The sequence below is a fragment of the Massilia sp. NBRC 108631 genome, assembly GCF_059704565.1.
The window spans coordinates 50,099-75,228 of record NZ_BAAKJE010000261.1 but is presented as its reverse complement, the minus strand read 5'-3'; the positions used below and the strand labels follow the sequence as shown (position 1 = coordinate 75,228).

Sequence of the window (25,130 nt, the reverse complement as noted above, 5' to 3'; positions counted from 1 at the left end):
ACTATGCAAAGCATTCCATTCAACAAGCCCTTCATGACCGGCCGCGAACTGTGGCACATCGCCCAGGCCCACACCAACGGCCACCTGTCCGGCGACGGCCAGTTCACCAAGCTGTGCCACGGCTGGCTGGAACGCAGCACCGGCACCCGCCGCGCGCTGCTGACCCACTCCTGCACCGCCGCGCTGGAAATGTCGGCGCTGCTGGCCGAGGTCGGCCCGGGCGACGAAGTGATCATGCCGTCCTATACCTTCGTCACCACCGCCAACGCCTTCGTGCTGCGCGGCGCGGTGCCGGTGTTCGTCGACATCCGCCCGGACACGCTGAACATCGACGAGACCAAGATCGAGGCCGCCATCACCGCGCGCACCAAGGTCATCCTGCCGGTGCACTACGCCGGCGTGGCCTGCGAGATGGACACCATCATGGACATCGCGCGCCGCCACAAGCTGATCGTGGTGGAGGATGCGGCGCAGGGCATCCTGTCGACCTACAAGGGCCGCCCGCTGGGCAGCATCGGCCACATGGGCGCCTACTCCTTCCACGAGACCAAGAACATCATTGCCGGCGAAGGCGGCGCGCTGCTGGTAAACGACCCGGCGCTGGCCGAGCGGGCCGAGATCATCCGTGAAAAAGGCACCAACCGCAGCCAGTTCTTCCGCGGCCAGGTGGACAAGTACACCTGGGTCGACGTCGGCTCGTCCTACCTGCCGGGCGAGGTCATCGCGGCCTTCCTGTGGGCCCAGATGGAGGAAGCCGAATCGATCAACGGCCGCCGCATGGACCTGTGGAACCGCTACCACGCCGCGCTGGCGCCGCTGGAAGCGGCCGGCCAGCTGCGCCGCCCGGTGGTCCCGGAAGGCTGCGTGCACAACGCCCATATGTACTACATCCTGCTCGACTCGCTGGCCCAGCGCAGCGCCGTGATCGACGCCATGAAGGCGCAGGGCGTCAATCCGGTGTTCCACTACGTGCCGCTGCACAGCGCGCCGGCCGGCCTCAAGTTCAGCCGCGCGCACGGCGTGCTGCAGAACACCGACCGCCTGTCCGAAACCCTGCTGCGCCTGCCGCTGTGGGTCGGCCTGGACGCACAACTGCCACGCGTGGTGGCGGCCCTGGAGGCGGCGCTGCGGCAGCACCCGGCGCAGCGATGACGCAGCGACTGCGCCTGGCCGCCGGCGCGCCGGCCGCCGCCGGTGAAAGCAGTAAAAACAGCCACAGCGGCAGCACCGCCCGGCCGCGCTGGCTGGCGCTGCTGACCAGCCCGTCCGGCCCGTTCGCCATGCTGCTGGCCGCGCTGCTGTCGCTGGCCATCGCGCACTGGCTGTTCTCGACCCCGTTCATGCGCGGCCTTACCCAGTTCTGGCAGCTGCAGGACAACGACATCGGCCAGTACCTGGCCGGCTTCAACGCCTTCGTGCGCGAGCCGTGGCACTGGCCGCTGCTGCGCCTGGAATCGATCAACGCGCCGCAGGGCACGCTGGTCACCTTCCTGGACGCCGTGCCGCTGTACGCGGTGCTGCTCAAGCTGTGGCAGCACGGCCCGGACACGCCGTTCCGCAACCCGTTCGCGGCCTGGGTCGGGCTGTGCTACCTGCTGCAGGGCGTGGGCGCCTGGTGGCTGTGCCGCGAGGCGCGCCTGCGCGCCTGGATGCCGCTGCTGGCCATGACGGTGCTGCTGGCGCTGTTCGCGCCGCTGGCGATCCGTATCCACCACATCAGCCTGATGTCGCACTGGCTGCTGCTGTTCGGCCTGGCTGCCTACCTGCGCGGCAGCCGCCTGGGCCACGTGTCCGTCGGCGCCTGGACCCCGCTGCTGCTGGCGGCGTTCTACATCAACCTGTATCTGTTCTGCATGCTGTGCCTGCTGTTCGCGGCCGACCTGGCGCGCGACGTGGTGCGCGCTCCGCGCCGCACCCTGATGGTTGCCGCCGCGCCGGCCGTGCTGCTGGCGGCCAGCCTGCCGCTCACCATGCTGCCGCTGGGCGGCGGCGCCGGCGGCGGCGAGTGGGGCTTCGGCTACTACTCGATGAACCTGCTGTCGCCGCTGGCCGGCGGCCGCACGCTGAAATTCCCGGCCATGTACGCGCACGACGGCCAGGGCGAGGGCTTCGCCTACCTGGGCCTGTTCGTGATCGGCGCGGCCATCTATGCGCTGCGCCTGCGCGCGCGCATCGACCCCGGCTTCTGGCAGCGCCACCGCGCGCTGGCCTGGGTGCTGCTGTTCATGACGCTGTACGCGCTGTCGAACATCGTCTACCTCGGCAAGAGCGAACTGTTCCACCTGGACCTGCCGGCCTGGACCGCCAAGCTGACCTCGGTCATGCGCAGCTCGGGCCGCTTCTTCTGGCCGGTCGGCTACGCGCTCACCGCCTTTACCGTCATCACGCTGTGGCGCTACCAGGCGCCGCGCCGCGCCGCCGCGCTGCTGGCCGCGCTGCTGGTGCTGCACATCTGGGACCTGGGTCCGCACCAGCGCCTGGTGCGCGACACGGTGGCGCTGGGCGTGACCGAGCGCATCACGCAGCCGGTGTGGCGCGGCTTCTTCGGCCCGTCCACCCGCGCGCTGCAGGTCTATCCGCCGTTCGGCTGCAGCAAGGCCTCGCCCACGCTGACCCACCTGCCGACCATGCTGTACGCGGTCAAGCAGCACATGACGGTGTCCACCGGCTATGTGGCGCGGGTCAAGCGGCCCTGCGATAATTACGCCGCAGAAATCGCCACCCATGGCACGCAAGCGACCGGCTTCGTCTTCTTCAAGGACGATTTCGCGCAGCGCGCCGAGGCGGAGCAATTGATGGGCGGCCCGGCCGCCGCCACCTGTATCGAGGCCGATTTCGCCTGGCTGTGCAAACGCCCGGCGCCGGCCACTCTGGAGAAATAGCAATGAAAAAAGTCGTCTCGCTGGTCGCCCCGTTCTACAACGAATCGGGCAATGTGTCCGAGTTCTTTCGCCGCGTCAACGACGTGGCGGCGGCGCTGCCGCAGTATGATTTCGAGGTGATCGCTGTCAACGACGGCAGCCGCGACAACACCTGGAACGAGCTGCTGGAGGCGCACCGGCGCTATCCGCGCGTGCACGTGGTCGACCTGTCGCGCAACTTCGGCAAGGAAGCCGCGCTGACCGCCGGGCTGGACCGCGCCATGGGCGACGCCGTGGTGCCGATCGACTCCGACCTGCAGCACCCGCCCGAGCTGATCGCCGACATGCTGGCGCAGTGGGAAAAAGGCGCCGAGGTGGTGCTGGCCCAGCGCACCGACCGGGTCACCGACGGCGCCCTGCAAAAGCTGACCGCGGTGCAGTTCTACCGCTTCCACAACAAGATTTCCAACATCCAGGTGCCGGCCAACGTGGGCGACTTCCGCCTGATGGACAAGGCGGTGGTGGAGGCGCTGCGCAAGCTGCCGGAAAACCACCGCTTCATGAAGGGCCTGTTCGCCTGGGTCGGCTTCCGCACCGTGACCATCCCGTACGACCACGGCCCGCGCGGCGCCGGCGTGTCGAGCTTTAACTTCTGGAAATTGTGGAACCTGGCGCTGGAAGGCATCACCAGCTTCAGCACGGCGCCGCTGAAGATCTGGACCTACGTCGGCCTGGGCGCGTCCGTGTTCGCGCTACTGTACGCGCTGCTGATCACCGTCAAGACCATGCTGTTCGGCATCGACGTGCCGGGCTACGCCTCGCTGATGGTGAGCGTGATGTTCATCGGCGGCGTGCAGCTGATCGGCATCGGCGTGCTGGGCGAATATATCGGCCGCATCTACCACGAGGTCAAGCGGCGGCCGGTGTACCTGGTGCGCGAATCGCACGGCGGCGCCAAGGATTAACGGCGGAACACCAGCCACTTGGCGCTGATGAAATTCAAGCCCATGCCGGCCAGCGAGCCGGCGGCCACCGCCAGCGCCGGCGTCAGCGGCCAGGGCGGCGCCAGCGCCACCACGGCCGCCGAGGCCAGGTAGTTGACGGCGCCGCCGGCCAGCATGGCCGACAGGTAGCGCCACCATTCCCCCCACAGGCTGCCGCCGCCCGGCTGGAAGGTGTAGCGGCGGTTGATGCGCCAGGTGGCGTACACCGCCGCCAGGAAGGACAGCACGCGGCCGGCGTAGAAATTGCAGCCGAGCGCCAGCGCCGCGTACAGCACCGCCACATCGACCACCAGCCCGGCCACGCCGGCCACCGCGAAGCGCAGCAGCTGGACCCGGGTTGCGATAGTGGCTGTCATTGGTTCTCCTCTTGTTGCGCCAGCCGTTCGACCCGGCATAGCCGGTAGGCGTGGCGGTTGCGGCCCAGCGCGGCCGGATACACGGTGCAGCTGGACGGTTCATAGCGCAGGCGGTAGCGCGCCAGCAGTTGCCGGGCGTCGGCCAGCACGGCCGTGTCGCGCTCGGCGGCCGCGGCGGCGGCGCGCGCGGTGCGCTGCGGCGCGGCGGCCGTCATCATCACGTAGAAGGGGCCGCTGCGCGCGGCCATCATGGCCTCCATGCGCGCCACGTAGGCGGGCGACTCGGGAAAGCCGCCGCCCAGCGCCACGAAGGCCAGCTCGGGCGGGAAGAATGGCACCAGCCAGCCCATGGGCGGATTGCCGTGCACGGTCAGCACCAGGTTCTGGCGCGGCGCGGCAAACGCGGGCACGGTGGCGTCGATCCCGGCCAGGGTCCAGCGCGCATGGCCCCAACCGCCATGTACCTGGCCCGCCACGGCGGCCAGCAGCAGCGCGCCGGCCGCCAGCCGCGCGGCGCGCGCGCGCGGCGCCGCGGCCCAGTGCGCGCTCAAGTGCTGCACGATCAGCCACAGCGCCAGCGGCGCCAGCACTTCCAGCGGCGTCAGGTAGCGGTAGATGCCGAACAGGTTCAGCCAGACCAGGTAGGCCAGCGCCATGAACAGCAGCGTGTAGCGCACGCGCGGCGCCAGCGGCGGCGCGGGCGCCAGCGGAACCAGGGCGGTAGCGCGGCGCAGCAGCGCCAGCGCCAGCCAGCCGAAGGCCAGGTAGAGCATGGGCCAGACCAGCGGCACGATGAAGATCTCGATGGTGCGCTTGGGCTGCAAGGTGAAGATGAAAGGCCACAGCAGCTTTTCCGCCAGCCCCTTGGGGATCCAGCCGGTGTCGCCGATGCCGATCGGCGCGGCCAGCGGCGCCCGGAACAGGTCGTTGAACTGCGGGAACAAGGGATTGCCGAACACGCTCCACATGCGCCAGTACCAGTGGCCGGCGGCGATGCCGATGCCGGCCAGCACGCCGGCGCCGAACACGAAGGCGGTGCGCACCCGCAGCCGGAACGGCATGGCCAGCCCCAGCATGGCCAGGCACAGCGCCAGCGCGTACACCGCGTTGGTGAGCTTGAGGCCGGTGCCCAGGCCGGCCAGCAGGCCGGCCAGCACGGCCGTGGCGGCGCCGCGCCGCCCCCCCGCCAGCAAGCCGGGCCAGCCGCGCAGCAGCAACAGCAGCGCGCCCAGCACGGTCAGGGTGGTCATGTTGTCGCCCATGGTGTTGCCGACCCCGGCCATGAAAGCCGGCTGCAGGCAGCCTGCCAGCGCCAGCAGCAACGCGGCGGCACGCGCGCGCGGCTGGCCTGCCGGCAGCAGCACGCGCGCGATGGCCAGCAGCAGCAGCGCGTTGACGCCGTGCAGCGCGCCCATGGCGAAGCCGGCCGCCGGCGCCGGCAGCAGCTGGTTCAGGCCGTAGTACAGCAGATCCAGCGTGGGATTGAAATAGCCTTGCCACTGGCCGGGCGCCAGGTCGTAGCCGATCTTGCCGTTGAGCAGGGCGAACGGCGCGTACCAGTGGTAATTGCCCAGGTCCCAGTTGGCGTCCTGGCCGTAGGCCAGGGCCACCAGGCCGTACAGCAGCGGCAGCAGCCGCGCGGCGGACTGCGCTTTCGCACCGTCCAGGTAGAGCGTCCAGCGGTCGGCGGCGGCGGCCAGCCTCATGCGGCGTTGCGCACGCCGCCGGTCTCGCAGGTATCGCTTGCCGCGCCGCTCCTGGCGGCGTCCAGGCGCGCGGCGGGCGCCGCAACCTGCAGGTAGGCGAAGCGCTTCTGCTCGATGCGGCCGCGGGTGACGGTGTCGAGCACCATGCCGCAGGTCAGCAGCATGGCGCCCAGCAAGGCCAGCCCCACGCACAGCACGGCGGTGGGCAGGCGCGGCACCAGGCCGGTGTGCATATAGGTGTCAAACAGCGGCACGGCCAGCCCCAGCGAGAGCAGCAGGCTGGCCACGGCGCCGGCGGCGAAGAACAGCAGCGGCCGTTCGTTCTTGAACAGCTTGATGATCATCCACAGGATGCGCGCGCCGTCGCGGTAGGTATTGAGCTTGCTCACCGAGCCTTCGGGCCGCGACTTGTACACCGTTTCCACCTCGGCCACCGGCATGCGCAGTTCCAGCGCGTGCACGGTCAGTTCGGTTTCCGTTTCAAAGCCGGCCGCGTGCGCGGCGAAGGACTTGACATAGCGGCGCGAGAACACGCGGTAGCCCGACAGCATGTCGGTGAAGGTGCTGCCGAACACGGCGGCCACGCAGCCCGTCAGCAGGCGGTTGCCGAAGCGGTGGCCGAAGCGGTAGGCCTGCTGCTCCTCGGTGACGCGGGTGCCGACCAGCATGTCCAGCCCCTCGTCGACCAGGCGGGCGGCCAGCTGCGGCGCCACGCTGGCGTCGTAGGTGTCGTCGCCGTCGACCATGATGTAGACGTCGGCGTCGATGTCGGCGAACATGCGGCGGATCACATTGCCCTTGCCCTGCTGGGTCACCGTGCGCACCACGGCGCCGGCGGCGCGCGCCACGGCCACGGTATCGTCGGTGGAGTTGTTGTCGAACACGTAGACCGGCGCGCCCGGCAGGCAGGCGTTGAAGTCGCGCACGATGGCGGCCACGGTCAGCGCCTCGTTATAGCATGGCAGCAGGACCGCAATGCGCTGGTGATTCAGGACGCTCACGGCTTGCGCAGGCCTCCCAGCAGTGCCGCCACTTTCTGTTTCGGCTTGCTCGATTGCGGCAGCGGCGCGGGGGCCGGGGCCGTGCTCTTGGCCGGCTCGTAAGGCTTGAGGAACCACGGGTCGATCTTCTCGCGGCGCGGCGCACCGCCGTAGCCCGACGGGGAGCGGCTGCGCTCGGGGCGTGCGCCCGCGCCGCCGCCGTAGCTGCCGGACGGCGCGCCGGCCGCGGCGTTGCCCGCCCCGGAACGGCCTTCGCCTTCCGGACGGCGGCTGCCGTGGCGGCGCTCGCCGTGCCGGTCGTCGCGCTCGCCGCGCGAGGACGACGGCGCGAAGCCTTCCAGCTCGCCGCGCTTGATGGTCTGCTTGATCAGTTTTTCAATGTCCACCAGCAGGCGCTCGTCCTTCTCGGAATAGATCGAGATGGCGTCGCCCGAGGCGCCGGCGCGGCCGGTGCGGCCGATGCGGTGCACATAGTCTTCCGCGTTGTACGGCAGGTCGTAGTTGATCACGCAAGGCAGGTCGGAAATATCCAGGCCGCGCGCCGCCACGTCGGTGGCCACCAGCACGTCGATCTCGCCCTTCTTGAACGACTCCAGCGCGGCCATGCGTTCCTGCTGCGTCTTGTCGCCGTGGATGGCGGTGGCTTTCATGCCCTCCTGTTCCAGGCTGCGCGACAGGCGCGAGGCGCCGATCTTGGTGTTGGAGAACACGATCACCTGCTTCAGCTCGCGCTGGCGCAGGATGTGGGCCACCACGTCGCGCTTGTGCTCTTCGCTGACCTTGTACACCACCTGCGTGACGCGCTCGGCGGTGGCGTTGCTGCGCGCCACTTCGATCAGCTGCGGGTCCTTCAGGAAGCTGTTGGCCAGCTTCTTGATCTCGCCCGAGAAGGTGGCCGAGAACATCAGGTTCTGGCGCTGCTTGGGCAGCAGGTTGATGATGCGCTGCAGGTCGGGCAGGAAGCCCATGTCGAGCATGCGGTCGGCTTCGTCCATGACCAGCATCTGCACCTGGCCGAGCGAAATGTTCTTCTGCTCGATGTGGTCCAGCAGGCGGCCCGGGGTGGCGATGACGATCTCGACGCCGGCCTTCAGGGCCACGGTCTGGCCCTTCATGTCCATGCCGCCGAACACCACGCAGGAGCGCAGCGGGGTGAACTTGCAGTAGGCGGCCACGTTCTCGGCCACCTGCACCGCCAGTTCGCGGGTCGGGGTCAGGATCAGCGCGCGCACCGGGTGGCGCGCCGGCGACATGGAGCTGTTGGCGTGCGCCAGCAGCAGCTGGATGATGGGCAGCGAGAAACCGGCGGTCTTGCCGGTGCCGGTCTGCGCCGCGCCCATCACGTCGCGCCCCTGCAGCACCACGGGGATGGCCTGGGCCTGGATCGGGGTCGGATGGACGTAGCCTTGCGCGGTCAGCGCGCGCAGAATGTCGGGCGACAGGCCGAAGTCGGCAAAGCGGACCTGCTCGGCGGCGGCGGCGTCAACCACGGCGGCGGTGGCAGCGGCGGCAGGGGCGGGGACGGCTTCTGGCGTGGAAATGTTCTCGGTGTCGGACATAAATTTTTCAATAAACAACAAAATCCGCGAAAAGCGGCGAGGCGGGAGGACAGCAGGGCGGGGCCAGCTTGCGCGGATACAGGATACAAATTCAGCGGCCTACACGATACCCTAATTTTCCGCCACTGTACACGGAAACCGCGCCGAATTGCCAACTTCCGGTAATTCTGTTACATGAATGAAATGTATAATGGCAAGGATGGCAACCCCCACTTCCCCCCTTCCCTTCCTGCCGCGCCGGCCGCACTGGCCGCAACCGCTGGCCGCGCTGCTGCTGGCCGCGCTGCTGCTGTGCCTGTGCGGCCTGGTGCTGGCGGCGCCGCCGTCGCTGCGCTTCAAGAAGCTGGGGCCGCTCGACAACGACGAGCCGTCCATGCTCGCGCTGCTGCAGGACCGCCAGGGCTTCGTCTGGATCGGCACCCACAGCAACGGCCTGTACCGCTACGACGGCTACCGCGCCGTCAAGTTCGCGCACGCGCGCAACAACCCGCGCAGCCTGCCGCATGACCGGGTGGCCGCCATCTTCGAGGACAAGCGCGGCCGGCTGTGGGCCGGCACCACCAACGGCCTGGCGCGCTACAACCCGGACAGCAACGATTTCACCGTGTTCGCGCCGCCGTCCGGCCCGGTCAACCGGCTGATCGTCAAGAACATCATTTCCGACGGCAAGAACGGCATGTGGATCGGTACCTGGGGCGGCCTGCAGCACTTCGATCCGGACAGCGGCAAGTTCACGGTCTACGCGCACGACCCCGCCAAGCCGGACAGCCTGGCCAGCAACGACCTGAACGCACTGGCGCTGGACCGGAACGGCGGCCTGTGGGCCGGCACCTGGCCCGGCGGCGTGGACTACCTGGCGCCCGGCGCCAGCAGCTTTCGCCACTACCGTATCGACAGCGACGCGCGCCCGGACAGCCGCAGCAACATCGTGCGCGCGATGCAGTTCGACCGCGACGGCACCCTGTGGCTGGGCACGGAAGCCGGCGTGCTGAGCCAGCTGGCCGGCCAGCCGTGGGCGCCGCGCCGCCCCGCCGCCAGCCCGGCCAGCCGCATCACCAGCTTCTACATCGACCGCCAGCACACGCTGTGGGCCACCACGCTGTCGGCCGGCCTGCTGCGCTGGAACCCCGAGGCGGCCAGCTTCGACCAGTACCAGCACCAGTCCAACGACCCGTATTCGCTGCCGGGCAACAATCTGCGCGCCATGCTGCAGGACCGCGGCGGCATGCTGTGGGTGGCCTCCTTTACCGACGGCATCAGCCTGGCCAACCTGAACAGCAGCGGCTTCCGGCGCCACGTGCCGCACCGCCTGGACCAAGGCAAGCTGTCCACCAACGCGCTGCTGGCGCTGGCGGCGGCGCCGCACGGCAAGGTGTGGCTGGCGGCCAATCTCGGGCTGAGCCTGTACGACCCGGCCAGCGGCACGGTGCTGGCCAGCTACCGCAGCGAGGAAGGCAAACCCGGCAGCCTGAGCCACGACATCGTCTACAGCCTGTACCAGGACATAGGCCAGGACGGCGCCGGCAAGCCCGGCCCGCTGTGGGCCGGCACGGCCAACGGCCTGAACCGCCTGGGGCCGGACGGGCAGTTCAAGGTAATCCGCTTCGGCAACACGGCCAGCGACTACATCAACGCCATCGCGCCCGGCCGGCACGGCGTGCTGTGGCTGGCCACCGGCAACAGCCTGATACGCTACGACAGCGTGCAGGACCGCTTCCACATCTATTCCAACGACCCGGCCAATGCGGCCAGCCGCAGCGTGAACGGCACTTCGGCGGTGCTGGAAGACCGCGCCGGCCGCGTATGGGCCGGCTCGGAATGGAATGGCGGCGGGCTGGACCTGCTGGACCCGGCCAGCGGCAAGTTCCGCCACCTGCGCCATGCGCCCGACGGCGCCGAAGGGGCCAACGGCAATGCGCCGGCCTCGCTGTCCGACGACAATGTGTCCAGCCTGCACGAGGACGCGGCCGGCCGCATCTGGGTCGGCACCGCCAAGGGCCTGGACCTGGTGACGCTGGGCGCGAACGGCGCCTTCACCGTCAAGCCCTACGCGGCGGCGGTGGGCGCGGGCAAGGTGCTGGCCATCCGCAGCGACCAGGACGGCAAGATCTGGGCCAGCACGATTGCCGGCCTGTACCGGCTGGACCCGGCCAGCGGCGCGGTCGAACGCTACAGCCCGGCCGACGGCCTGACCGACGGCTACACCACCAACTCGTCGGCCGCCGGCAGCGACGGCACGCTGTACTTCGGCGGCGTGCATGGCATGACGGCGGTGTCGCCGCGCGCGGTGCGCACCGAGACGGTGGCGCCGCAAGTGGCCGTCACCGACATCACCGTGTTCAACCGCTCGCTGGCCGAAGGCCAGCGCAGCGAAGGGGCCGAGCTGCAGGGCGCGGTGACGGCGCCGCGCGTGCTGACGCTGTCGGCCCAGGCCTCGGTGTTCTCGATCGAGTTCGCGGCGCTGCACTACACCGACCCGGGCCAGAACCGCTACGCCTACCAGCTCGACGGCTTCGACCGCGACTGGGTGCTGACCGACGCCGGCCACCGCAACGCCAGCTACACCAACCTGAACCCTGGCACCTACACCTTCCGCGTGCGGGCCGCCAACCACCGCGGCCTGTGGACGGCCGAGCCGGCCAGCATGACCATCATCATCACGCCGCCGTTCTGGCAGCGCTGGTGGTTCCGCGCGGCAATGGGCCTGCTGGTGCTGGGCGGGCTGCTGGCCACGCACCGCTGGCGCATCCGGCGCCTGACGCGGCGCCAGGCCGAGCTGGCCGCGCTGGTGACGGCGCGCACCGCGGCGCTGGAGGAGTCGAACCGCAAGCTGGCCGCGCTCAGCACCACCGACGGCCTGACCGGGGTGCGCAACCGGCGCGGCTTCGACGAGGCGCTGGCGGCCGAATGGCGGCGCGCCTCGCGCACCGGGCAGACGGTGGCCCTGTCGCTGATGGACGTGGACCACTTCAAGAAATACAATGACCGCTACGGCCACCTGGCCGGCGACACCTGCCTGCGCACGGTGGCCGAGCTGATCACCAAGCACGGACGCCGCAGCACCGACCTGGTGGCGCGCTACGGCGGCGAGGAATTCGCGCTGCTGGCGGCCGCCACCAACGCCGCCGACGCCTTCGGCGTGGCGCAGGACATCTGCGCCGAGCTGGCCAAGCTGGCGATACCGCACGAAGACTCGCCGTTCGGCGTGGTCACCATCAGCATCGGCGTGGCGGTACTGGCGCCGAACGACGAGAACACGGCCGAAGCATTGGTGCAACTGGCAGACCAGGCCATGTACCGCGCCAAGGAAAAAGGACGCAACCAGGCGCTGCTGGCACTCGGCGCGGAATAACGACATGAACAATCGCAACACAGCGCCCCCGGAGCAACAAGCCCCGCAGCCCCCCCAGCCCGACCCGCGCCCCGAGCCCCCTGTCCCGCCCGAACCGGGCGACTGCTGCCACAGCGGCTGCGCCTATTGCGTGGACGACATCTACCAGGACGCGCTGGACCAGTACCGCGCCGACCTGAAAGCCTGGCAAGAGCGGCATCCGTAACGGCGCTGGCGGGCTAGAACTCTTCCCATTCGTCCGCCGCCGGCCTGGCCGCCAGGCGCGCGGCTTGCGGCTTGCCGGCCGCGCGCGCCGGCGGCAAGGCCTTGGCCGGGGCCGCCTTGACGGCTGGCGCCGGCGCCGCGTGCGCCTTGCGCGCCGGCGGCGCGCCGGCGCCGGCCATGGCCGACGCGTTCAGCTTGAAGACGCTGACCACCTGGCTCAAGTGCGCCGCCTGGTCCATCATGGCCTCCGCCGCGGCGGCGGCCTGCTCCACCAGCGCCGCGTTCTGCTGCGTTACCTGGTCCATCTGCACGATGGCGGTGTTGACCTGCTCGATGCCGCTGCTCTGCTCCTGGCTGGCCGCCGTGATCTCGGTCATGATGTCCGTCACGCGCGCAATGCTGGCCACGATTTCATCCATCGTCGCGCCAGCCTGGTCCACCAGGCGCGAGCCGGCGTCCACCTTCTCCACCGAATCGCCGATCAGGGTCTTGATGTCCTTGGCCGCCGCCGCCGAGCGCTGCGCCAGGTTGCGCACCTCGCTTGCCACCACGGCAAAGCCGCGGCCCTGCTCGCCCGCGCGCGCCGCTTCCACGGCGGCGTTCAATGCCAGGATGTTGGTCTGGAAGGCGATGCCGTCGATCACCGCGATGATGTCGACGATCTTGCGCGACGATTCATTGATCGACGCCATGGTGCCCACCACCTGCCCCACCACGTCGCCGCCCTTGACGGCGATGCCGGAGGCCGACTGCGCCAGCTGGTTGGCCTGGCGCGCGTTGTCCGCGTTCTGCTTGACGGTGGAGGTGAGCTCTTCCATCGACGAGGCGGTCTCTTCCAGCGAGCTGGCCTGCTGCTCGGTGCGCGAGGACAAGTCCTGGTTGCCGGACGCGATCTGGCTGGACGCGGTGGCGATGGTGTCGGTGCCGCTGCGCACTTGCGCCACCAGCGCTTGCAGGCTGGCCGTCATGTCCTTCAGCGCCGCCATCAGCTGCCCGGTTTCGCAACGGCTCTTGACGTCGATTTCCCTGGTCAGGTCGCCGTCGGCCACCTGCCTGGCCACCGTCACGGCCTCCTGCAGCGGACGCGCCACGATGCGCGCCACCCACATCGCCAGCAGCATGCCCAGCACCACCGTGGCCAGCAGCAGCAAGCCGATGGCCAGGCGCGCCTGGTCGTAGGTGGCGGTGGCAGCGCCGCTGGCCTGGCCACCGCCGTCCACGTTGAGCTTGACCAGCTTGTTGAGCTGTTCATTGAGGCTGGTGATGGTCTGCGCCCCGGCGCCGGTGGCCAGCGCGCGCGCCTCGTCTTTCAGTCCCTTGCGCGACGCGTCCACCAGCTTGCCGCTGTCGCCGACGAATTGCTGCCACTGGCTCAGGAAGGCATCGTACTGGGCTTTCTCCTGCGGGCTGGAAATGAGTTTTTGATAGCGCTCGCTATCGGCCTGGAACACCGCCAGCGTATCGCTCATGCGTTTTTCGTAGGTGTCGTAAAAACCTGGCTCGCTGCTCAGGATGTGCAGCAACTGCCAGCGGCGGAAATCGCCCACGTCGATGCGCAGCGACATCACGGCCTGCACGCTGGGCATCCAGTTCTGCGCCAGCGCATCCGACGCCTGGTTGATGCGGCCCATGGCCGCAATGGCGTTCAAGCCCAGTATCAGCGCCAGCACTTGCACGGCGCCGAAAGACACGATCAGTTTGGTGGCGATCTTGAGGTTGTAAAACCATTTCATGGCATCTCCCTGTAGGCGCATCGTCCGGAAGCCAGTATAGTCCGATGGCGCAACGGCGTCCGCGCGCCACGCAACGGATTTACGCAGCACAACAGAGATGCGGTAAGCTGGCGTTTTCCCTCACCGGACCCGCATCATGTGGCGACGCCGCAGCTTGACCCTGCTATTGACCGTACCCCTGCTGCTGCCTTTGCTGGCCCAGGCGGACGGCCGCCCCTTCCCGCCCAACGCCAAGCGCGGCAAGATGACGCCGGCCTGGCACCCGTCCATCATCATCGACGGCAAGACGCGCACGCTGTCGCCGGCGGCGCGCATCTTCAACCAGGACAACACGATAGAAATGCCGGCCAGCCTGCGCGGCGAGAACCTGGTGGTGAACTACCAGGAAGATAGCGACGGCCAGATCCTGAACGTGTGGATACTGACCAGGGAAGAAGCCAGCCAGCGCCTGCCGGCCAGCAAGTAGGCCAACGATTACAGCAAGATGATGGCGGCGGCCAGCGCGATGATCAGGCCGAACTTGGTGGCCTTGTAGGCGGTCTTGTTCCAGGCCTTGTAGCGGCGGCGGTACTGGCCGGCCACATAGGACACCTTGAACAGCTTGCTTACCAGGCCGGTCTGGTCGCCCTGCTCGTTGGGCGAGGCGGCGGCCGTCATCATGGTGCGGCCCAGCCAGCGGTTGACCGCCTGCGCCCAGCGGTAGCGCATCGGGCGCTCGACGTCGCAGAACAGGATGATGCGGTCGCTCTCGCTGCCGTTGATGGCCCAGTGGATATAGGTCTCGTCGAACATCACGCCCTGGCCGTCGCGCCAGCTGTGGCGTTCGCCGTCCACGTCGATGAAGCAGCGGTCGTCGTTCGGCGTGGCCAGGCCCAGGTGGTAGCGCAGCGAGCCGGCAAACGGGTCGCGGTGCGGGTTCAGCTTGCCGCCCGGCGGCAGCTCGGCGAACATGGCCGCCTTCACGCTGGGAATGCCCTTCAGCAGCGCATAAGTCTGCGGGCACAGCTGTTCGGCGGACGGATGGCTGGCGTCGTACCATTTCAGGTAAAAGCGCTTCCAGCCGTTCTTGAAGAAGGAATTGAAACCGGCGTCATTGTTCTGCTCGGCAGCCTTGATCTTCTTCAGCGCCAGCAGGTTCTCCGCCTCGGCGCGGATGATCTGCCAGTTCTGCTGCAGCGGCTCTAGTTCCTTGAACTGGTCCAGCGCCAGGTAGGGCTTGGACGGCACCTTGGAAAACACATGCATGAACAGATTGATCGGCGCCATGAACGACGAATGGTCGAACAGCTGGCGCATGAACGGCAGGCGCACCTTGCCCCGGAAATGAATGTGAAAGATTGCTAATAAATAGAATGAAACCAGAGCCAATTTCATGGCGCCTCCAGCGTACGCAATCCGTCATGATATCGTCAAACAGCCGCTTTTGCCGAATCTTCGTAGGACGTATGCTTCAGGCTACAATGCTCTCATGGCAAGTAAAACTCCCAAATTCCCCGGTCCGCTGAGTGCGCGGGCGGCCGTGCTGGCGGTGCTGTTGTCGAACAGCGACCAGACCGGCGCCGAACCATTGCAGGGCCGCACCTCGCTGGCGGCCATCATCAAGGCGCTCAAGCGCAAGTATCACTGGCCGATCGAGGCCAGCAGCTTTCCCGCCAACACCGGCGACGGCCGCGCCACCTGGGCCACGGTGTACAGCCTGCCGCCCGCAGTCATTGCCGCCGCCCTCGACAACGGCGGCGCGGACTGGCTGGCAAGCCGCCGCCACGCCAGGCGCGGGGCCTGACCCCTTACCCGGCTACTTTGCCTGGCTGCTCTTGGCCGCCTTGCTGATGGCGCGGCAGCGCGCCGTGTTGCGGTTGGCCGCTTCGCAACGCGGCTTGGCGGCCGGTGCCACCTTGCGCACCGGTTTGGCCGCTGCCTGTTTGCGTGGTTCGCGCACGGCGCCGGCCTTGGCGGTCTTGGTTGCCTTGGCTGCCTTGGCGGGCGGCTTCGCCTGCTTGGCGGTTGCGGCCTTGGCCGCCGCCCGGGCAACAGCTTTCGGCTGGGCAGGCGCCGGCGCCGCCGGCAGCTGGACGGGAGCGACGGTGCGGACCGGCGGCGCAGCAGCACGGGCCGGGGCGGCGGCCGGACCCGCGAAGGCAGTGGCGGCGGCCGCGACGCCCCCGGCGGCGGTGATAGTGCCGCTGGCGGTCGTGCCGTGTGCGGCGGCCGGCATGGCTGCGGGCGCAGCGGCGGGCGCAGCGGCAGGCACGGCTGCCCCGGCGCCGGCCGGCATCGGCGGCGCCGGCACGGGATGCTGCGGTTCGGACGGCGCCACGAAGGCCGACGGTACCTCCCGGGGCGCAGCAATGGCTTGCACTTCGGGCGCCGGCAATGCCTTGGCGCTCATGCCCGCAGGCGCCGCCAAGGCCTTCGGTTCGGGCGGCCGGTGGCGCTGCTCTTGCGCCGTGTTGCCGATCCACACGATCGCCGCGATCAGGCCAGCGGCGGCGGCGCCGCCCAATGCCATCGTCTTCACCGGCAGCGCACGGCGCGCCGCGGCGGCGGGAGCGGCATCGGCGGCCGCAGGCGCAGCGGCGGCGCCGGCGGGGGGCGCCATCTGCGGTTCGGTATGGGATTCGCCGGCCTCAAGCCAGACAGGTTCGGCGGCTTCGGGCGCCGCAGCCACGGGCGGCGCGTCGCCGAAGGTGGGCTCGAGGCGCGGCGTAGTCTGCATCTTCATAGGTGTGAAATAGTCCGGAGGTAGCAAGAAAAAAGCGAACAGGACTCTACCACACCTGGCTCGCCGTGATCCGGGCGGATCGCCGCAAATGCCCGTATACTGCGCGCATGAACTTATATGCCCCGCAAACCACCCTCACCCTGACTGAACTGGCCGAGCGCTGGAACATGACTGCACAGCAGGTGCTGCTGATGTCCTCGCCGCACCCGCTGCCGATGTACTTCTACTATGACGGCCTGGTGTTCGACTTCGGCGACAAATGGCTGCGCGCCAGCGGCGACACCCGGGAAGTGCAAGACCTGGAAAGCCACCAGCAGCACCTGAGCTCGCTCGACATCGATTTGCAGCGGCAAGCCCTGCACAAGCGCGGCCAGCTCAAACTGTCGCAATGGGAAGAAGAACTGAGCGATGCGGAACTGCAGCGCCAGCATGCCGAAGCGGAGCGCCTGCGCAAGGAAGTAACGCGCCTGAGCACGCTACTCAAGGAACGCAGCGAGGAACGCCAGCGCCATGTGCGCAACGGCTTGCTGCGCGCGGCGCCGCGTACCCTGCACGACATCGCGCGGCACGGCGAGACCCGCTTTCCCCAGTTCGCTTTCCTGCCCGCGCGCCCCGAGCAGCCATCCGACCGCCTGCTGGTGGCCCTGGAGGATGGTTTCCCGCTCAAGCCGCTGCTGACCGTTGCCGACCTGGTGGTGGCAATGCACGACGTGAGCGCTGCCGAAGCGGCCCGGTAAAACACCAGCCGTCGCCTACTGCCGCCGGTCGGCCAGCTGGCGGCGGCGTGCCGGTTCGTCGTTGAGGCAGATCGCTGCGTTGCGCGCGTAGCTGCGGCAGGCGCGGGCAAAACACGCGGCGGCGGCGTCTCCCGCCCTTTCCTTGCACTGTGCCAACCTGCGCTGGACGCCGGCCGTCACCGGTTTGCGCGCCGGTGCGGCGGCCTTGATGCGGCGCAACGGCGCAGCCTTGCCAGCCGCCCCGCCTTTCGCCCGCACCGCCGCGCGTTTGACGGGAAGCTGCGCCTGCTTGCCCTGCCTGGCCAGCGCAGCCCGCGCCTGCGGAGCGGGAAGGCTGGCGCCTGCTTGCGGCGCAGCCGCGGCCGGCTGCCCGGCAGCGGCGATAGCAACAGTGGCAGCGGTGGCGGCGGTGGCGGCACCAGTAACGGTTGCCGAGGCGGGGCGTGCAGGCTCACCTGGCGGCACGGCTTGCGGCGCGGGCGCGGCGAGCGCGACCGCCACGTCCTGCGCGCTTGCCACTTCCGGCAGCGGCGCCAGCGCCGGCTCGGCCCGCGCCGGCATGGCGGAGCGCGCCACCAAGGCAATTGCCTGGTCCGCCTGCAAGCTGCGCCACATCAGCGAGCTGGCGCCAGCCAGCGCCACCGCCGCCAGCACCAGCGCGCACCACAAGCCCAGCGTCCTCAACCGGGCCCGGCGCGCGTCGGCTGCGCCGCCCGCCAGCCCCGCCAGGCCAGCCATTCCCGCCAGGCCGGCCGGCCCGGCGGCCTGCGCCGGATCGGTCCCGCCTGCCGCGCCCGTCGACCTCTCCGCCGTGCCGTCCGTCTGCCGCATCTGCTGATCGTCCATGATCCACCCGAAAAAGAACCGTCTCAACCGCAGATTACTCAAACGCCGCAAAAGACGGCGCTTGCTAGTCGCCGCCGCTTGCGCGCCGGCGCTGGCCCTCCAGCCACGCCGGCGGCAACCGGCCCAGCAAGGGATCGTCGCGCCGCAGGCTGGCCCAGCTGGCGCCGCCGTCGCCGGAGTAGGTCAGCATATAGGGTTTGTCGTCGCCGTCCCCGGCCTGCGCGGCGGCCAGCCAGATTTCCCTGTCGTTGACCGCATAGCTGCTCACCAGCGAGGACAGCTGCGCCGGCAGCGGCACCTTGCGCCAGCTGCGGCCGTCGGCCGAGCGCAGCAGCGTCTGCTCGACCGAGCCGGTGATCCACCAGCCGCCCGACTTGGATGCCGCCAGCTCCACCAGCAGATCCGGGTTGCCCAGCGGCGTGCTGTGCGCCACCTTGCAGGACGCGGCGTCGATCAGGCTGGCGGTGTAGCCGGAGACCTTGCCGTCGGCGCCGAAGTGCGTGGCCAGGCCCACCACGCCACGCGGCGACGACGCGAACGCCACGTTGGCGTCCTTCATGGCCTGCAGCGCCGGCTTGCCGCCGCCCGCGTTGAGCTTGCGCAGCGGCAGCAGGCAGTCGCGCCCCGGTGCGGCGCTGCGGCGGAAACGGAATCCGCCCGCCTCCGGCGCCACCTGCACGCCATAAGGCAGCGCGATCACGCCCTTGCCGGCCGTTTGCAGCACGCGGCCGCTGAGCGCGTCGATCACGGTCCCGCCCGCGTAGATGCGGCCGCCGTCGTCGACCACCAGCGGCGGCCAGACCCGGCCGCCGGGCCGCACTTCCAGCTTGAGCGGCTCGTGCGCGTGGATCAGGATGCCGTGCTCATCTTCGGTAAAACCGGTGGCGCCGATGCGGTAATCGAACGCTGCCGTGACAGCGGCGGCAGTGGCGCAGTGGGTCAGCACGGCGCAGCACAGCATGGATGCCGGTTTCATGCAGCCTCCCCGGACGGCAGCTTGCGCACCACGGTATCGGCCGGCGCCAGCGCGCGGCCCGTGTCATCCACCAGGCGCAGCTTAGGCACCGGCTGGCCGGTATCCTGGCGCACCAGCGTGGAATGAGGCTCGCCCGCGCGGTACAGGAACTGCTCGCTCCACTGGCGCAGACTGACCAGCAGCGGGAACAGGGCCTGGCCCTTGGCGGTCAGCACGTATTCGCCATACGCCGTGCCGTCCGAGGCCGGCGACACCGCCAGGATGCCGTGCCCGACCAGCTTGTGCAGCCGGTCCGACAGGATGTTGCGGGCCACGCCCAGGTTCTTCTGGAACGCGCTGAAACGGCGCACGCCGTCGAACGCGTCGCGCACGATCAGCAGCGACCACAGGTCGCCCACCACATCCAGTCCGCGCGCCACCGGGCATGCGTCCTGTTTCAGCGTTTTCCGCTTGGCCATCTCTTGCCCTCCTGATTTTCCACGGCTTAATGTGGTTGCATTTTAATACTGGATTGCTTACACTCGAAACTAGTTTTAATTTGAAACCAGTTTGGAGAAACCCATGCCCACTTGTTCGCGGCTGATGACGCTGCTGCTCGCTGTTTCCTGCGGCGTCAGCGTCGCCAATGTCTACTACGCGCAGCCGCTGCTGGACGCGCTGGCGCTTGAATTCGGCATCGCGCATGCCGCGCTGGGCATGGTGATCGCGGCCACCCAGCTGGGATCCGCGCTGGCGCTGCTGTTTGTCGTGCCCTTGGGGGATTTGCTGGACCGGCGCCGCCTGATGCTGGTGCAATTGGGCCTGCTGAGCGCGGCCCTGCTGGCCGTGGGCCTGGCGCCGGCCACACCGCTGTTGCTGTGCGGCATGCTGGCCGTGGGCCTGCTGGGCACCGCGATGACGCAGGGCCTGATCGCCTACGCTGCCGCCACCGCCGCGCCTGCGAAACGCGGGCGCATCGTTGGCACCGTGCAGGCCGGCGTGCTGATCGGACTGCTGAGCGCGCGCACCGTGGCCGGCCTGCTGGCCGACCTGGCCGGCTGGCGCGCGGTCTACTGCGGTTCGGCCCTGCTGGCGCTGCTGCTCGGGGCCATCCTGTGGCGCGCCCTGCCCCTGCAGACCGCAGCGGCGGCCGCCCCGCCATCGCCCGGCGAAGCCGGCCCGGCAGGCGGCATGGCGCCGCGCTATCTGCAACTGCTGCGCTCCATGCTGGCCATGCTGCTTACCGACCGCACGCTGCAGGTGCGCGGCATGATCGCCATGCTGATGTTCGGCGCGCTCAGCATCTTCTGGACCGCGCTGGTGCTGCCGCTGAGCGCCCCGCCGCATGCGCTGTCGCACACGGCCATCGGCGCCTTCGGGCTGGTTGGCGTGCTGGGCGCGCTGGCTGCCGCGCGCACCGGCAGCCTGGCCGATCGCGGCCTTGGCCAGCGCACCAGCGGCGCGGCGCTGGCCTTGCTGGCGGCCGCCTGGCTGCCGCTGGCATTTACCGGACAGTCGCTGTGGGCGCTGGTGGCCGGCATCATGGTGCTCGACCTGGCGGGACAAGCCATCCACGTGACCAACCAGAGCATGATCTTCAGCCGCCACCCGCAAGCGCACAGCCGCGTGGTGGCCTGCTACATGATGTTCTACGCCGCCGGCAGCGGGCTGGGCGCGCTGGCTTCCACGCGCGTGTACGCGTCGGCCGGCTGGCTGGGCGTGTGCGCGCTGGGCGCCGGCGTGAGCCTGGCGGCGCTGCTGTTCTGGGCGCTGACCCTGCGCAGCAGCCCGCAAGCCTGCCCGGCCTACTCCAGGTTGTCGTGATAGCCGCAGCCGCCGCGCTTCCAGTACGCCGCGGCGCGGATGGCGTGCTTGCCCAGGCCCTTGACGCCCACCAGCTCGTGCCGTACGGCCGCCATGGTGGCCGCCTCGCCCGCGCACCAGGCGTAGCCGTCGCCGGCCGGCAGCGGCCACGCCTGCACGGCGGCCAGTAATTGGGCGTCGCTGTCGACCCAGCGCACGTCGGGCGCCGCTTCGCCGGCGAACGCGCGGCGGTCGGCCGCATCCCCGACCTTCACGATGACCGTGGCGCGCGCGCCGCGCGGCAACTCTTCCAGGCGCCGCGCGATCGCGGGCAAGCCGGTTTCGTCGCCTACCAGCAAATGCCATGCGTAGTCCACCGGGATGATCAGCGAACCGCGCGGCCCGCCGATTATGACCTGCTGGCCAGGCGCGGCTTGCGCCGCCCACGCCGCGCACGGGCCGTCGCCGTGCAGCGCGAACTCGATCACCAGCTCGCCCGCCACCGGGTCGAAGCTGCGCGGCGTGTAGTCGCGCTTGGCGGCGTCCGGGCCGTCGCCGAGAATGAATTTGACATGGTCGTCGAAGGACGCGCTGTGGAAATCCTGTAGTGCGGGGCCGCCGAAGGTGATGGCGCGGAAATGGCTGCCGATGCTGCGCACGCTGACCACCTCGGCCTGGCGGATCTTGAGCTCGTGGCGCACGCGCTGCACACGGCTGACGGGAGAGTCTATACTCATGTCTTTACTTTTCCAATTGATTGACAATGTCACCCATCATCCCCGAATCAAATGACAATGTCAACCATTGCCGCGAGCAGCAGCAGGAGGCCGTATTGGAGCTGGTGCACACCATCATGCACCAGTACAAGAGCCGGCAATTCCAGGCCCTGCGCGACGGCCAGCACGAGCTGACCCATATGGAAGCGAAAGTGCTGGGCTATTTCGGGCACCACCCGGGCGCCACCCAGAGCGACCTGTCGCGCCATAGCGGCCGCGACAAGGCGCAGCTGGCGCGCCTGATCACGGCGCTGCGCGAGCGCGGCCTGCTGCAGGGCGAAGCCGATGCCGCCGACCGCCGCAACACCCGCCTGTCCCTGACCGACGCCGGCCGCGCCATCCAGCAGGCGGCCCAGCGCGAAGCGGAAATCCTCAATGCGCTGGCCGTGCGCGGCATGAGCGCGCAGCAGCAGCAAGCGCTGCTGGCATTGCTGCAGCAGGTGAAACTGAACCTGAACCAGGACTGAACCTGGACCAAGGCTGGCCGCGCCTGCCGGCAGCGCCCGGGCTGCGGGCTATTTGGCCGCTTTCACATGCCGCTGCAGGAAGTTCCGCATCAGCTTGCCGATTTCGGCGCTGTCCTCCTCCAGTGCGAAGTGGCCGGTGTTGAGCAGGTGCAGCTCGGCCTTCGGCAGGTCGCGCAGATACGGATGGGCGCCGGCGGGCGGGAAAATCTTGTCGTTCTTGCCCCACACGATCAGCATCGGCGGCTGATGCTTGCGGAAGTAGGCCTGCCATGCCGGATAGTGGCCGGGGTTGGTGCCGTAGCTGTAGAACATTTCCAGCTGAATGTCCTTATTGCCGGGACGGTCCATATAGGCCTGGTCCACCGTCCACGCGTCCGGGCTGATGTGCTGCACGTCGCGCACGCCTTCCGTGTATTGCCACTTGGTCGCACCGATCTCGAACAGCGGACGCAGCTTGGCGCCGTTGGCCTCGGACTTGTCGGCCCAGTACGCCTTCGCCGGCACCCAGAATTCATTGTCGATGCCCTCGTTGTAGGCGTTGCCGTTCTGGACCACGATGGCGCTCACCCGCTCCGGGTGCGCCGCCGCCAGGCGGAAACCGACCGGCGCGCCGTAGTCCTGCACGTACAGCGCATATTTGCTCACGCCGACGGCCTCGGTGAACTTGTCCACCACGCGCGCCAGGTTGTCGAAGCTGTAGGTGAACTTGTCCATCGGCGGCATCTCGCTCTGGCCGTAGCCGGGATAGTCGGGCGCGATCACGTGGTAGCGGTCGGCCAGCAGCGGGATCAGGTTGCGGAACATCTGCGACGAGGTGGGGAAGCCGTGCAGCAGCAGGATGGTGGGCGCGTCCTTGGGGCCGGCTTCGCGGTAGAACACATTCACGCCGTCCACCTTCACGGTGCGGTAGCTGACGGCGGCCGTGCTGGCGACATTGGCGGCATGGGCGGATGCAGCCGCTTGGCCGGCCGGCGCGGCGTAGGCTGCATGAACCGCCAGCGCCACGGTCATCATTGCTGCGGCCTGGCGGAGGAATTGAGCGGTGCGCATAATTGGTATCCTTTTCGGTTGGTTGGCATTCGGAAGAATGTGAGCCCATTCTAGGAAGGCCGGCACCGGCCGGGAATCAGGCGCAGCGCAACTCACTGTTACGCTGACCGCAATTCCGCGCCGCGAAACTATCCATTGCGCCGCGCCATCTGGCTGGCCGCGCGCACCGCCGCTACAGTGGCCGCACCACTTAACCCGGAGACCGACATGAACAATTCTTCAGGCGCCGCGCTGGCGGCGGCAGCACTGGCATTTGGCGCCACCATCACCCCCGCCGCCGCGCAAGCCGCGCCGGTGGCCTACCGCACGGTTGCCGTGGACGGCGTCAACATTGCCTACCGCGAGGCCGGCGACGCCAGCAAGCCCACCATCGTGCTGCTGCACGGCGTACCCAGCTCATCGCGCATGTACGACGGCCTGCTGCGCAAGCTGGGAGACCAGTACCATCTGATCGCACCGGACTACCCCGGCTTCGGCAACAGCGACGCGCCCGACCCGGCCAGCTTCGCCTACACATTCGCGCACCTGGCGGCGGTGATGCAGAGGTTCACCGACGCGGTGGGCGCCACCCGCTACGTGCTGCTGATGCAGGACTACGGCGCCCCGGTCGGCATGCGCATGGCCATGGCCCGCCCCGCCGCGATCCAGGGCCTGGTGTTCCAGAACGGGAATGTGTATGAAGAAGGACTGGGCGCGATGTGGGCCAAGCGCAAGCCGTTCTGGGCCGACCGCGCAGCCTACGAGAAGGACGTGATCGCCGTGCACCAGTCAGTGGCGGCCACGCGCGCGCGCCACATCGGCGACGACCCGAATGTGGAGGCTTACGACCCGGACTTGTGGATGGACGAGTACGCCTACCTGAACCGGCCCGGCCAGGCCAGAATCCAGGCCGACCTGATCTTCGACTACCAGAGCAACCTGGCTGCCTATCCGGCCTGGCAGGCGTGGCTGAAACAGCGCCAGCTGCCGACGCTGGTCGTGTGGGGCAAGCACGACCTGGCCTTCACCGTACCCGGCGCGCACGCCTTCCGCCGCGACAATCCGTCGGCGGAAGTACACATTCTCGATGGCGGGCACTTCGTGATGGACACCAGGCTGGACGAGGTGGCCAAGCTGACGGGCGCCTTCATGCGCAAGCTGGGCGCCGCGCCGGCGGACGCCGCTATTCAGCCGTCGTCGGGTCGATGATTTCCCGCACTTGCGCGACGCTGTTGGCAGGAAAGCCGCCGCGTTTCGCATGCTCGCGCACCATCTCCTCGTTGGGTGCGTTGTAGATGCAGTAGATCTTGTCGTCGGTCACATAGCTGTGGACCCACTGTATGGTCGGACCCAGTTCGCCCAGCACGTTGCAGGACTTCTCGGAAATTGCCTTCAGTTCCGGCCTGGTGAGCTTGCCAGCCCCGGGAATTTCGCGTTCGATGACATATTTAGGCATTTCGTCACTCCTCTTGATTGGCAATCGGAATGCAGCAGAGACCATCTCAGCCTATCCCAAAGCAGGGAAATGTCAATCAGCTGGCGGCGGCAATTCCGGCAGGCAGGATCGGAAATTAATTGAAGGAAGCATCATCAGCATTCAACAAACCGTATCGTTAAATGGTTCAACGATGCCAAAGGCTTCGGCCTCATCATGCCGGACGCAGCCGGCGCTGACCTGTACGCCCATTTCGGCGGCATCCAGTCGACCGGCTTCAAGATAATGTGCCTGCGGCACCGGGCCGATAGCGCGGGGCGCAGGCCTCCGATGATACCCGGCTGATTGCCGGGGTGATCGGTGAAGTCATGCGTCTTGAATCAGCAAGCCCGCCGCGCGGGCTTTCATACGTCTGTCAGGGTCGGAGCACCAGGCTCAGGAATAAAAAAAGCCAACCCCGCAGGGTTGGCGTTCTTAATTGGTAGGCCCTCGCGGAGTCGAACCGCGCACCAAAGGATTATGAGTCCTCTGCTCTAACCAAGCATGAGCTAAGGGCCCGAAACTGATACTACAACGACCCGGCA

Annotated in this window: 25 protein-coding genes and 1 tRNA gene; 12 read left to right on the top strand and 14 right to left on the bottom strand. The window is 68.6% G+C overall.

The window, feature by feature from the left end; translation table 11 throughout:
- The first annotated feature begins 3 nt into the window (after positions 1 to 3).
- Genes rffA through AC6H42_RS28390 form a run of 3 tightly spaced genes read left to right on the top strand, consistent with a single transcriptional unit; the run spans position 4 to position 3,826 of the window.
- Entirely contained in the window at positions 4 to 1,152 is a 1,149-nt protein-coding gene (rffA, locus tag AC6H42_RS28400; RefSeq protein WP_057154515.1) for a dTDP-4-amino-4,6-dideoxygalactose transaminase, read from the top strand.
- Positions 1,149 to 2,882, top strand: a complete 1,734-nt coding sequence (locus tag AC6H42_RS28395) for a DUF6311 domain-containing protein (protein WP_497549481.1) — start codon at positions 1,149 to 1,151, stop codon at positions 2,880 to 2,882. The genes rffA and AC6H42_RS28395 overlap by 4 nt, the downstream gene beginning before the upstream one ends.
- Before the next feature lie 2 nt (positions 2,883 to 2,884).
- A complete protein-coding gene (locus tag AC6H42_RS28390; protein WP_057154513.1) occupies positions 2,885 to 3,826 on the top strand; it encodes a glycosyltransferase family 2 protein in 942 nt (313 codons plus the stop codon).
- Here the strand turns inward: AC6H42_RS28390 and AC6H42_RS28385 are convergent.
- The 4 genes from AC6H42_RS28385 to AC6H42_RS28370 are packed head-to-tail and all read right to left on the bottom strand — an operon-like array spanning position 3,823 to position 8,487.
- Entirely contained in the window at positions 3,823 to 4,221 is a 399-nt protein-coding gene (locus tag AC6H42_RS28385; RefSeq protein WP_057154512.1) for a GtrA family protein, read from the bottom strand. The two genes, AC6H42_RS28390 and AC6H42_RS28385, sit on opposite strands and share 4 nt — an antisense overlap.
- Positions 4,218 to 5,927, bottom strand: coding sequence for a glycosyltransferase 87 family protein (locus AC6H42_RS28380; protein WP_057154511.1), 1,710 nt, complete (start codon positions 5,925 to 5,927; stop codon positions 4,218 to 4,220). Before AC6H42_RS28380 ends, AC6H42_RS28385 begins: the two co-directional genes overlap by 4 nt.
- Entirely contained in the window at positions 5,924 to 6,928 is a 1,005-nt protein-coding gene (locus AC6H42_RS28375) for a glycosyltransferase family 2 protein (RefSeq protein WP_057154510.1), read from the bottom strand. Before AC6H42_RS28375 ends, AC6H42_RS28380 begins: the two co-directional genes overlap by 4 nt.
- Positions 6,925 to 8,487 (bottom strand): DEAD/DEAH box helicase, encoded by a 1,563-nt coding sequence (locus AC6H42_RS28370; protein WP_057154509.1) that lies wholly within the window; start codon positions 8,485 to 8,487, stop codon positions 6,925 to 6,927. The genes AC6H42_RS28375 and AC6H42_RS28370 overlap by 4 nt, the downstream gene beginning before the upstream one ends.
- Positions 8,488 to 8,686: 199 nt before the next feature.
- Between AC6H42_RS28370 and AC6H42_RS28365 the strand changes: the two genes are divergently transcribed.
- Positions 8,687 to 11,839, top strand: a complete 3,153-nt coding sequence (locus tag AC6H42_RS28365) for a ligand-binding sensor domain-containing diguanylate cyclase (protein WP_497549480.1) — start codon at positions 8,687 to 8,689, stop codon at positions 11,837 to 11,839.
- Between the two features lie 4 nt (positions 11,840 to 11,843).
- Complete coding sequence (locus tag AC6H42_RS28360; RefSeq protein ID WP_057154508.1) at positions 11,844 to 12,044, top strand: oxidoreductase-like domain-containing protein; 201 nt, start codon at positions 11,844 to 11,846, stop codon at positions 12,042 to 12,044.
- A 13-nt stretch (positions 12,045 to 12,057) separates the two neighbouring features.
- Here AC6H42_RS28360 and AC6H42_RS28355 read toward each other — a convergent pair whose 3' ends face one another.
- Entirely contained in the window at positions 12,058 to 13,776 is a 1,719-nt protein-coding gene (locus AC6H42_RS28355; protein WP_497549479.1) for a methyl-accepting chemotaxis protein, read from the bottom strand.
- Between the two features lie 136 nt (positions 13,777 to 13,912).
- Between AC6H42_RS28355 and AC6H42_RS28350 the strand changes: the two genes are divergently transcribed.
- Positions 13,913 to 14,242, top strand: a complete 330-nt coding sequence (locus tag AC6H42_RS28350; RefSeq protein WP_497549478.1) for a hypothetical protein — start codon at positions 13,913 to 13,915, stop codon at positions 14,240 to 14,242.
- An 8-nt stretch (positions 14,243 to 14,250) separates the two neighbouring features.
- Here the strand turns inward: AC6H42_RS28350 and lpxO are convergent, their stop codons facing one another.
- A complete protein-coding gene (gene lpxO / locus AC6H42_RS28345; RefSeq protein WP_057154505.1) occupies positions 14,251 to 15,150 on the bottom strand; it encodes a lipid A hydroxylase LpxO in 900 nt (299 codons plus the stop codon).
- 94 nt (positions 15,151 to 15,244) lie between these two features.
- On the opposite strand from lpxO, the gene AC6H42_RS28340 reads away from it, so the two are divergent.
- Positions 15,245 to 15,559 carry a hypothetical protein gene (locus AC6H42_RS28340; protein WP_057154504.1) on the top strand — a complete coding sequence of 105 codons (315 nt, stop codon included), beginning with the start codon at positions 15,245 to 15,247 and terminating at the stop codon, positions 15,557 to 15,559.
- 12 nt (positions 15,560 to 15,571) lie between these two features.
- Here AC6H42_RS28340 and AC6H42_RS28335 read toward each other — a convergent pair whose 3' ends face one another.
- On the bottom strand, positions 15,572 to 16,498 hold the full coding sequence (locus AC6H42_RS28335) for a hypothetical protein (RefSeq protein ID WP_497549477.1): 927 nt from the start codon (positions 16,496 to 16,498) through the stop codon (positions 15,572 to 15,574).
- A 107-nt stretch (positions 16,499 to 16,605) separates the two neighbouring features.
- Between AC6H42_RS28335 and AC6H42_RS28330 the strand changes: the two genes are divergently transcribed.
- Complete coding sequence (locus tag AC6H42_RS28330) at positions 16,606 to 17,235, top strand: hypothetical protein (RefSeq protein WP_057154500.1); 630 nt, start codon at positions 16,606 to 16,608, stop codon at positions 17,233 to 17,235.
- Between the two features lie 15 nt (positions 17,236 to 17,250).
- Here AC6H42_RS28330 and AC6H42_RS28325 read toward each other — a convergent pair whose 3' ends face one another.
- The 3 genes from AC6H42_RS28325 to AC6H42_RS28315 all read right to left on the bottom strand — a co-directional run bounded on the left by AC6H42_RS28325 (position 17,251) and on the right by AC6H42_RS28315 (position 19,515).
- Positions 17,251 to 18,081, bottom strand: a complete 831-nt coding sequence (locus AC6H42_RS28325; protein ID WP_057154498.1) for a hypothetical protein — start codon at positions 18,079 to 18,081, stop codon at positions 17,251 to 17,253.
- A gap of 64 nt (positions 18,082 to 18,145) precedes the next feature.
- Complete coding sequence (locus tag AC6H42_RS28320; protein ID WP_497549476.1) at positions 18,146 to 19,057, bottom strand: beta propeller repeat protein; 912 nt, start codon at positions 19,055 to 19,057, stop codon at positions 18,146 to 18,148.
- On the bottom strand, positions 19,054 to 19,515 hold the full coding sequence (locus AC6H42_RS28315; protein WP_057154495.1) for a winged helix-turn-helix transcriptional regulator: 462 nt from the start codon (positions 19,513 to 19,515) through the stop codon (positions 19,054 to 19,056). The genes AC6H42_RS28320 and AC6H42_RS28315 overlap by 4 nt, the downstream gene beginning before the upstream one ends.
- Positions 19,516 to 19,618: 103 nt before the next feature.
- On the opposite strand from AC6H42_RS28315, the gene AC6H42_RS28310 reads away from it, so the two are divergent.
- Positions 19,619 to 20,860 carry an MFS transporter gene (locus tag AC6H42_RS28310; RefSeq protein WP_057154493.1) on the top strand — a complete coding sequence of 414 codons (1,242 nt, stop codon included), beginning with the start codon at positions 19,619 to 19,621 and terminating at the stop codon, positions 20,858 to 20,860.
- Here AC6H42_RS28310 and AC6H42_RS28305 read toward each other — a convergent pair.
- Positions 20,842 to 21,576: a siderophore-interacting protein gene (locus tag AC6H42_RS28305; RefSeq protein WP_497549475.1), complete on the bottom strand. Its 735-nt coding sequence runs from the start codon at positions 21,574 to 21,576 to the stop codon at positions 20,842 to 20,844. The two genes, AC6H42_RS28310 and AC6H42_RS28305, sit on opposite strands and share 19 nt — an antisense overlap.
- Positions 21,577 to 21,602: 26 nt before the next feature.
- Between AC6H42_RS28305 and AC6H42_RS28300 the strand changes: the two genes are divergently transcribed.
- Positions 21,603 to 22,082, top strand: coding sequence for a MarR family winged helix-turn-helix transcriptional regulator (locus AC6H42_RS28300; protein WP_057154491.1), 480 nt, complete (start codon positions 21,603 to 21,605; stop codon positions 22,080 to 22,082).
- 48 nt (positions 22,083 to 22,130) lie between these two features.
- Here AC6H42_RS28300 and AC6H42_RS28295 read toward each other — a convergent pair whose 3' ends face one another.
- Complete coding sequence (locus AC6H42_RS28295; RefSeq protein ID WP_497549474.1) at positions 22,131 to 23,132, bottom strand: alpha/beta fold hydrolase; 1,002 nt, start codon at positions 23,130 to 23,132, stop codon at positions 22,131 to 22,133.
- A 207-nt stretch (positions 23,133 to 23,339) separates the two neighbouring features.
- Here AC6H42_RS28295 and AC6H42_RS28290 point away from each other — a divergent pair, with 207 nt between their 5' ends.
- The gene (locus tag AC6H42_RS28290; protein WP_497549473.1) at positions 23,340 to 24,320 is read left to right on the top strand and encodes an alpha/beta fold hydrolase; all 981 of its coding nucleotides are present in this window, start codon (positions 23,340 to 23,342) and stop codon (positions 24,318 to 24,320) included.
- Here the strand turns inward: AC6H42_RS28290 and AC6H42_RS28285 are convergent.
- Complete coding sequence (locus AC6H42_RS28285; protein ID WP_057154486.1) at positions 24,295 to 24,567, bottom strand: DUF4242 domain-containing protein; 273 nt, start codon at positions 24,565 to 24,567, stop codon at positions 24,295 to 24,297. The two genes, AC6H42_RS28290 and AC6H42_RS28285, sit on opposite strands and share 26 nt — an antisense overlap.
- A gap of 153 nt (positions 24,568 to 24,720) precedes the next feature.
- On the opposite strand from AC6H42_RS28285, the gene AC6H42_RS28280 reads away from it, so the two are divergent.
- A complete protein-coding gene (locus AC6H42_RS28280) occupies positions 24,721 to 24,891 on the top strand; it encodes a cold shock domain-containing protein (protein WP_497549515.1) in 171 nt (56 codons plus the stop codon).
- A 134-nt stretch (positions 24,892 to 25,025) separates the two neighbouring features.
- On the opposite strand, the gene AC6H42_RS28275 is transcribed toward AC6H42_RS28280, so the two are convergent.
- Positions 25,026 to 25,104 (bottom strand) — tRNA-Ile (locus AC6H42_RS28275).
- Between the last annotated feature and the right edge of the window lie 26 nt (positions 25,105 to 25,130).

Coding starts and splice junctions, on each gene's coding strand:
- AC6H42_RS28325 (WP_057154498.1), bottom strand. CDS start 18,081: ATGGACGATCAGCAGATGCGGCAGACGGACGGCACGGCGGAGAGGTCG.
- AC6H42_RS28360 (WP_057154508.1), top strand. CDS start 11,844: ATGAACAATCGCAACACAGCGCCCCCGGAGCAACAAGCCCCGCAGCCC.
- AC6H42_RS28365 (WP_497549480.1), top strand. CDS start 8,687: ATGGCAACCCCCACTTCCCCCCTTCCCTTCCTGCCGCGCCGGCCGCAC.
- lpxO (WP_057154505.1), bottom strand. CDS start 15,150: ATGAAATTGGCTCTGGTTTCATTCTATTTATTAGCAATCTTTCACATT.
- AC6H42_RS28335 (WP_497549477.1), bottom strand. CDS start 16,498: ATGAAGATGCAGACTACGCCGCGCCTCGAGCCCACCTTCGGCGACGCG.
- AC6H42_RS28390 (WP_057154513.1), top strand. CDS start 2,885: ATGAAAAAAGTCGTCTCGCTGGTCGCCCCGTTCTACAACGAATCGGGC.
- AC6H42_RS28380 (WP_057154511.1), bottom strand. CDS start 5,927: ATGAGGCTGGCCGCCGCCGCCGACCGCTGGACGCTCTACCTGGACGGT.
- AC6H42_RS28370 (WP_057154509.1), bottom strand. CDS start 8,487: ATGTCCGACACCGAGAACATTTCCACGCCAGAAGCCGTCCCCGCCCCT.
- AC6H42_RS28285 (WP_057154486.1), bottom strand. CDS start 24,567: ATGCCTAAATATGTCATCGAACGCGAAATTCCCGGGGCTGGCAAGCTC.
- AC6H42_RS28330 (WP_057154500.1), top strand. CDS start 16,606: ATGAACTTATATGCCCCGCAAACCACCCTCACCCTGACTGAACTGGCC.
- AC6H42_RS28395 (WP_497549481.1), top strand. CDS start 1,149: ATGACGCAGCGACTGCGCCTGGCCGCCGGCGCGCCGGCCGCCGCCGGT.
- AC6H42_RS28315 (WP_057154495.1), bottom strand. CDS start 19,515: ATGGCCAAGCGGAAAACGCTGAAACAGGACGCATGCCCGGTGGCGCGC.
- AC6H42_RS28355 (WP_497549479.1), bottom strand. CDS start 13,776: ATGAAATGGTTTTACAACCTCAAGATCGCCACCAAACTGATCGTGTCT.
- AC6H42_RS28320 (WP_497549476.1), bottom strand. CDS start 19,057: ATGAAACCGGCATCCATGCTGTGCTGCGCCGTGCTGACCCACTGCGCC.
- AC6H42_RS28300 (WP_057154491.1), top strand. CDS start 21,603: ATGTCACCCATCATCCCCGAATCAAATGACAATGTCAACCATTGCCGC.
- rffA (WP_057154515.1), top strand. CDS start 4: ATGCAAAGCATTCCATTCAACAAGCCCTTCATGACCGGCCGCGAACTG.
- AC6H42_RS28310 (WP_057154493.1), top strand. CDS start 19,619: ATGCCCACTTGTTCGCGGCTGATGACGCTGCTGCTCGCTGTTTCCTGC.
- AC6H42_RS28290 (WP_497549473.1), top strand. CDS start 23,340: ATGAACAATTCTTCAGGCGCCGCGCTGGCGGCGGCAGCACTGGCATTT.
- AC6H42_RS28350 (WP_497549478.1), top strand. CDS start 13,913: ATGTGGCGACGCCGCAGCTTGACCCTGCTATTGACCGTACCCCTGCTG.
- AC6H42_RS28385 (WP_057154512.1), bottom strand. CDS start 4,221: ATGACAGCCACTATCGCAACCCGGGTCCAGCTGCTGCGCTTCGCGGTG.
- AC6H42_RS28295 (WP_497549474.1), bottom strand. CDS start 23,132: ATGCGCACCGCTCAATTCCTCCGCCAGGCCGCAGCAATGATGACCGTG.
- AC6H42_RS28340 (WP_057154504.1), top strand. CDS start 15,245: ATGGCAAGTAAAACTCCCAAATTCCCCGGTCCGCTGAGTGCGCGGGCG.
- AC6H42_RS28305 (WP_497549475.1), bottom strand. CDS start 21,576: ATGAGTATAGACTCTCCCGTCAGCCGTGTGCAGCGCGTGCGCCACGAG.